The 6,715-nt window shown below is 59.3% G+C and carries 6 protein-coding genes and 2 pseudogenes; 3 read left to right on the top strand and 5 right to left on the bottom strand.

The annotated features are described in order from the left end of the window. The 3 genes and pseudogenes from AC1D1Z_RS32075 to AC1D1Z_RS32065 form a co-directional block, all read left to right on the top strand. Nucleotides 1-236: ABC transporter substrate binding protein (locus tag AC1D1Z_RS32075; RefSeq protein WP_477852868.1), on the top strand; the 236-nt coding region annotated here is incomplete at its 5' end. Further along, complete coding sequence (locus AC1D1Z_RS32070) at nt 220-2,031, top strand: adenylate/guanylate cyclase domain-containing protein (protein WP_157213707.1); 1,812 nt, start codon at nt 220-222, stop codon at nt 2,029-2,031. The genes AC1D1Z_RS32075 and AC1D1Z_RS32070, both read left to right, overlap by 17 nt. 128 nt (nt 2,032-2,159) lie before the next feature. Continuing rightward, nucleotides 2,160-2,291: pseudogene (locus AC1D1Z_RS32065) on the top strand (alpha/beta hydrolase); the annotation flags it as partial. 72 nt (nt 2,292-2,363) lie between these two features. On the opposite strand, the gene AC1D1Z_RS32060 reads toward AC1D1Z_RS32065, so the two are convergent. The 5 genes and pseudogenes from AC1D1Z_RS32060 to AC1D1Z_RS32040 all read right to left on the bottom strand — a co-directional run bounded on the left by AC1D1Z_RS32060 (nt 2,364) and on the right by AC1D1Z_RS32040 (nt 6,713). Next, nucleotides 2,364-3,158, bottom strand: coding sequence for a potassium channel family protein (locus AC1D1Z_RS32060; protein WP_018246385.1), 795 nt, complete (start codon nt 3,156-3,158; stop codon nt 2,364-2,366). A gap of 245 nt (nt 3,159-3,403) precedes the next feature. Continuing rightward, nucleotides 3,404-4,019, bottom strand: a pseudogene (locus AC1D1Z_RS32055) (hypothetical protein). A 63-nt stretch (nt 4,020-4,082) separates the two neighbouring features. Next, nucleotides 4,083-4,379 carry a PRC-barrel domain-containing protein gene (locus tag AC1D1Z_RS32050; RefSeq protein WP_130653687.1) on the bottom strand — a complete coding sequence of 99 codons (297 nt, stop codon included), beginning with the start codon at nt 4,377-4,379 and terminating at the stop codon, nt 4,083-4,085. A gap of 84 nt (nt 4,380-4,463) precedes the next feature. Further along, nucleotides 4,464-4,646: a hypothetical protein gene (locus tag AC1D1Z_RS32045; RefSeq protein WP_018448446.1), complete on the bottom strand. Its 183-nt coding sequence runs from the start codon at nt 4,644-4,646 to the stop codon at nt 4,464-4,466. Nucleotides 4,647-4,859: 213 nt separating this feature from the next. Continuing rightward, on the bottom strand, nt 4,860-6,713 hold the full coding sequence (locus AC1D1Z_RS32040; protein WP_477852865.1) for an AI-2E family transporter: 1,854 nt from the start codon (nt 6,711-6,713) through the stop codon (nt 4,860-4,862). Nucleotides 6,714-6,715: the final 2 nt, after the last annotated feature.

The following is a 6,715-nucleotide window of genomic DNA, read 5'->3' as shown; positions in this document are numbered from 1 at the left end:
GGGGCTCGTGGTACGTCGCAGACGGCTGCCTGATGGCCTATTCGGCGGACTATGGTGTAATGCAACATCGGCTCGCCTATTATGTCGATCGCATTTTGAAAGGAACCAAGCCTGGGGAGTTGCCGATCGAGCAGCCGACGAAGTTCGACTTGTCGGTCAATCTGAAGACGGCAAAGGCACTCGGGATCGTGCTGCCGCAGACCGTTTTGCTGATGGCTGATGAAGTCATCGAGTGAGGATGGTGTGCGGCGTTCGATCCAGCTTCAAGCCGCCCCGATGCGCCGATCGCTGTTCCGGAAGTACTTCCTCGCCTTCTTCGCTGCGGTCATTGTTCCGCTGGCTATTAGCGGCATCGGCGACGCTTGGTTCGGCTATCGCGACCAGCGTGCAATGCTCAGCGCTCTATTGCGGGTGGAGGCCACATCGGCGGCCGGCAAAATTCAGAGCTTTCTCGACGGCATCAAGGATCAACTGGGTTGGACGGTCCAGCAAGCCTGGACCGCTGATGCCGAGGCATACCATCGGCTCGATGCACTGCGGGTGATGCGCCTAGCCCCGGCGATCGCCAGCATCACCCTTGTTGACGATGTCGGCGTCGAACGGCTGCATGTCTCCCGTATCGACTTGAACAGGATGGAAGGGGGATCGGATCGCTCTGGCGATCCTGCTGTCTTGGGAGTTCGTTCGAACGGCACATGGTTTGGGCCAGTCACTTTTCGCGACGGCTCCGAACCGTTCATGACCATGGCCATGGCCGGAAACCGTAAGGCAGGTGGCATCGTCGTCGCCGAAATCAACCTGAAGCTTGTCTGGACGGTTGTTTCGGAAATTCGCGTCGGGAATCGTGGCCGGGCGTTTGTTCTCGATCGGACCGGCCGGCTCATCGCCCACCCCGACATTAGCAAGGTGTTGCAGGGCACGGACGAGAAGACAGCGGCGGCCCTCACCAGATTGCGGGACGAGATCGCCGCCGCAGGGGGAGAGGCGACCACGGCCCGCAACGCCGAGAACGAACCGGTTGTGACCGCCATGGCGGCGATCCCCAATCTCGGTTGGACCGTGTTCGTGGAGCAGGCGCAGGCCGAGGCTTTCGCACCGCTGTATGCGTCATTGTGGCGGACGGGTGGCTTGCTGCTCGCCGCCGCCATCTTCGCATCGGCGCTTGCCTACTGGCTTGCCAGGCGGATGACCGGACCAATCCGCCTGCTGCAGGAAGGCACCGAGAAAATCGGTGCTGGACAGTTCGAGCACCGTATCGACATCGCCACAGGAGACGAATTCGAACGACTGGCGGACCGGTTCAATGAAATGGCGCAAGAACTCGCCGTATCGCGGGATCGTTCAGAGCGAATTGCACGGCTGAAGCGTTTTCTCGCGCCGCAGGTCGCGGAACTCGTCGAAAAGTCCGGCGACGAGAGCGTGCTCGCCGGACAGCGCGCGGAAGTCGTCGCTGTATTCTGCGACTTACGTGGCTTCACCGCTTTTTCGGCGCATGCCGAACCCGAGGAGATCATGCAGGTCTTGCGCGAGTACTATGAGGCGCTCGGCACGATCATCACACGCTACGAGGCCACGCTGACCAACTTCGCGGCAGACGGTTTGATGGTGCTCGTCAACGCGCCGGTACCGTGCGCAGACCCGGCACTTCGTGCTGTTGAGATGGCGATCGACATGCAGGACGCCATCCAGCGCCTGATCGCCGAATGGCGTCTGCTCGGTCATGCGATTGGCTTCGGCATCGGACTGGCGATGGGATGGGCGACAGTCGGCCGAATTGGTTACGAAGCCCGTGTTGACTACACCGCGATCGGACATGTCGTGAACCTGGCATCGCGACTCTGTTCGTCCGCCGCCGATCAGCAAATCCTCGTCGATCACGCTGTAGCGCAATCCGTGCGTGGAGAAATTTTATTGGTCGCTCTCGGCCCGCGACAGCTCAAAGGTTTCGACGAGCAAATACCTGCTTGGAAGGTCGGAACGAGAAGCGGAAGATCAAATGGCGTGCAAGAACCGAAGGGGTTGAACGGGTAGGTGGACCTCACACAGTTGAGAAGAGATCAGCCTTCTGAAATCTTGTTCGGTTCGCCAACTGCACCTGTCGGGGAGCCAGTCTTCATCGACCAGCGCGTGGATTTCGCTCTTCCGGCGCAGTCACGCACATCGACATCGACGTGTTCCGCCGCCAGTTCACTGAGATGGGGCCGAAGCGGCCGCACTTTGTGATTCTGACATCAACACGCGACAATGCGCTGGAGATGTCGAGCTGGCTATCGGGTGGCGTCAACCGCGTCACGTTCTTGAGGCGCCCTCTTAGACAACGGCTGCGTGCAAATCCTACCGTATCGTCTAGCCAGGATCGACGGTCACGATCCCTCGTCCGGGATGTTCAAGACGTCTCCGCACGCCTTGCAATGAACGGCGTCGGCGTCATGGCGCTGAAGGCCGCATCGGTGACAGGGATAGGTCACTTTGTGAGGGCGGACGACTGCCTGAGCAAGCCTGACGAATAACGAGATGCCGACGATCATCGTCACAACGGAAGTGAGCTTGCCCAGCGTTCCGGGAAGCGTGATGTCCCCGAATCCCGTCGTCGTTACCGTCGCGACCGTGAAGTATAGCGCATCGACGAATCCTTCGCCTCCCTCCCTGTTGTAGAAGAAGGACGTATAGACGAACCCGGTTGCCATGAAGAGGAACACAAGGAGATTGATCACCGCCCGGACGACGTCGAGAAGGTATAAGTAGCCGGCCTTGCGCAGCAAGTCCTTGAGCAGCGGACTCGTGCCGATCGCCCAGAACCGCATGATCCGTAGGAAAGCGAAATTGAAGAGCAGGTCCGGCAGCAACAGCGTGGCCAGCACCACGAAGTCGATCCAGGTCATCGGCCGCCGAATCCACTCACGCACAGAGAATGCGGCGACCGCCCGGCCGACCATCTCGGCGGCGATCCACACTGCTATCGCATAGTCGATAATTAGATAGGACGGACCGGATCGCAGGTACGGGCCGAGCAGGAAGAAGGCGAGAATGGCAACGTCAATGGCAGCAAATACCAGCCGAAAGGCGATCGCCTGTCTGCCGTCGGCCCTGTCGAGGCTTCGCAGCACCTCACGAAGCGAATTCCGCTGAGAGCCGTCGCCGGATTCGAAGATTTTCATCCGGGGAATGTAGATCCCTCGTCGGCGTCCGCAAGTCGCCGAAGACACGGAACTCCCTCGGTGACAGTCTTAACGGTCACGTCCTCCTCGCGAAGGAGATATTCCGCAAGGCTGTATTGCAGCATGCCGATGGAGGGGTGGAGGCCTCCATGTCTGTAATGCCGACCTGATCTTCAAGTTCGCCGAAATGCCTTCGGCGACTATTGGGAAGGGATCGAAAACTGCGTTGCAGAGGTTCCGCCGCCTTAGCGGAGCAACCCATCGCGACTGAACTCTTCGCAGCCGAGAGGTTTCGAACGTGACGCATCGTCGGGGTCGGCATCAGGTTTCGAAGGGGTCTTGGCCTTGGTCTTCAGCGAACGCGTCGTTTCTCGACCGTAGCTTCAGCATCCTATTCGCGCCAGACTGTCACCAGGTCTCGGTCGAGGATGTCCTCCACCACGCGCGGGTCAAATACGTGGAAGGTAATTTTCCTCGCCCGCCCACGCAGCTTCACCGTGCGGGTTCCAGCGCTGCGCAAGCGTCCGTCGCTGAGCCAGCGATGTCTCTCGGTAGTAGAGCTCGTCAGGATATCCTGGATTTCAGGAGGGATCACAGGCAAGGTTTCGATGTCTTCGAGCACGTCGGAAACAACTGAGAAGCAGCACGGAACGCACTCTTAGCCGTTTCAGCCATCGCCAATGTCAGAGCACCCGCCTCGATTTCGAGCGACTTTCTCACCGCCAAAGGCAGACGTGCGCGAATTTCCATCAGAATCCCCTTCGCGCGAACGGATGATCCGAGCGTGGCTGCGGTCGATAGGGGCCACTCCTTGATCAGCTCCGCATCGTCGGTGGTCTTGGGTTTGCCATGTGCGAACAGATGGGCCTTCCGCCCGGCAGCGTCAACGACTACCCCAGGACGGAAGGCATCATGTGATTACGCTCAGTCGCGGTGCGCGGGCATCTGCTTGAGCTCGTCCTTGGTCCAGTTCGTAACCGCGTGAACGTCGCCGTCTTCATCGCGCATGAACTCAAGATCCGAGATCGGAACTGCAACAGGCTTCGCGCCGATACCCAGAAAGCCTCCGACGTCGATGACCGCGGAGCCGCCGGCGCCCGCCCCGTGGATATGATCGACCTTGCCGACCTTGTGATCGTCGGCTCCATAGATGGTGGCACCTTCGAGGACGGCAGGGGTAAGTTCCGAAGTCGTGAGGCGGACGTGGTTGGTGTGGTCCATGATTGCTTCCTCCTATGTGGAGGTAGATTAATCGAGTTAAAGGCCGAATGTTCCGGCCGGTGAGAACCCTCGTCGGCTCAAAGATCAGGTCATGCGCTTCAACAATTCAATGAGGGCGTTCATCTCCTCGTTCGCCGACATCGAGAGCATATGATTGTCCGCGAGATCGATAACCGCAACGAAGACCTCGCGCTCCGACCATCCCGCTGCGGTAGCTCTTTCGAGCAGATCACGGAACGCGGCGTCGATTGCATCCTGGCAACGCATGTGGCGATCAGGTTGATCCTGCCCGATGGAAGGTCTCGCTATCTCCATGGAAGGGAAAAGTGAGCTGATTTGCGAAGTTTAGCAACCGGTGGGCTTGTCGCACGGTCGTAGGCTTTACTGCTTCGGGAACTGCCCACGATTTGCTCACTATTGTTAGCTTGGTCTTGCCGACTGACTGGCGCATCTTATGGCGCCTGACCGCCCCTTGGACACCTAAATCCCGGAGCGCGCGGCGGCTATGCCTGTCTTGTTCAAGGACCGCCTGGTACGAATCTTGCGCGCGGGCGTCACCAACGATGGTGGTGCATCGGCGAGTGCCTCGCGGGCAGCCGAGGTCAAGGTCGTGGCAACGAAATCCGCCTCCCCAAGCGCGGGCGGCTGCCTTTCCTCCTGGTTTTCCACCCAAAGGACCGCGCCGACGCGAATGGCTGGGTATATGCGCTTGAACCGACGAACAAGTATGGTGGCGTGCCTTGCCGAGTCCTCGTTGAGGAAGCAAACTACGATGGCGTTCGATTGTTTCGGAACGAGGCTCATGGCGCGGCGATTGGGGATGTCAGAATGCCTCGCTGCGACCACCTCGGCTCCCTGTACCTGAAGAATCTGGGCAAGCATCGCAGCCGACGCGTCGTCGAGCGGGCCCCTGCCTCCGACGCAAAAGACGGTCTTGCCCCGTCCGTCAGGTAGTTCGCTTTCATCCCCATTCCCTTCCTTGGGAGGGCTGGGCCGACCTGCCGCTTCCGTCTCCTTCTGTTCCTCTTCCTCTTCCTGCTCTTCTTCCTCCGCGATTTCCGCGAGGTTCGAGACCAGTGTGATGGCGGTCCCGAACACCTGTTCCATCTGCTCCGCAGTCAAGACGCCTCGACGCCTATCCTTCTCCGCGAGTAGAAGGGCGGGAATGGCAACCTTGCCATAGTAATCCTCCAGATAATCCTCCTCGAGGAATTCCTCAGCGTAGTCGGTCGCCTCATCGGGATCGCCGGCAAGAAGCCGCTGGTACAGCCGCTCCTTGGGATCGAGCACCGGGTCACTACCAAAAACGACCTCAAGGAACTCGAACTGCGGGACATACCGGCCCAACACTGCAAGACACACGGTCAGCGGCGTGGACAGCACAAGACCGACTGGTCCCCACAGCCATGCCCAAAAAATCGCCGCGACGATGATTGCCAGCGGAGAGAGGCCGGTGCGAGAACCATAGAGCCAGGGCTCGATGACGTTGTTGCTGGTCAATTCCAGCACGAGGAAGATGGCCCCAACCCAGAGAACAAGGCTCCAGCCAGGGTCAACTGCAAAGGCCAGGAACAGCGGCAGAACCGTCGCGATTACAGGCCCGATATAAGGGACAAATCGAAGGACGATGGCTAGCATCCCCCAGAGCGCTGGATTTGGAATGCCAACCGCCCATAGTCCGAGCGCCAATGGGACGCCGTAGGCGCAGTTCACCACCAGCTGCATAAGAAGATACCGCGCGACGCGGCTACCTGCCTCCTGGATGGCTTCTGTTGTGCGATGCAGATCGCCATAGCCAACGAGCCGGATAAAGCGATCGCGAAGCTCTTCCCGCTCTAAAAGCATGAATATTACGACGACGATGATCAAGCCCAATGAGGCGATGGGGCCGAGCAGCGGACCAATCAGGCTAGTCAGCGTTTCAATTGGTCTACTCGGCGCGAATATCTCAACGAGCACAGGCTCCCTTGGTCTTGATGCGGTACCGGGAGCAACTGGGCGCTCCTCGGCGTTGCTGAGCTCACGACCGACGCTCTCAACGACTGATGTCAGGCGCCGCACAATACCGCTATCCGTTCCACTTTCCTGGAGAGACCGAATTTTTGCTATGATGTTGCCTTGGTAGGCCGGAAGGTTCTGGGCGACTTCGGCTACGTGTCCCGCTACGACAAGCCCGAACAGGACGAGGACAAGAAAAGCGATCACGACAGTGACTATGACCGCCGCAATACGCGGCATGCCAAGCTTTCGAAGACGAGAGGAGATGGGAGCCAACGCGAACGTCAACAGCACTGCGATTGCTAGAGGAAGAAGTACGTCCTTGCCAAAATACAGAA

Source organism: Rhizobium sp. P1_E1 (assembly GCF_056406015.1).
This window is presented reverse-complemented; position numbering and strand designations above follow the sequence as displayed.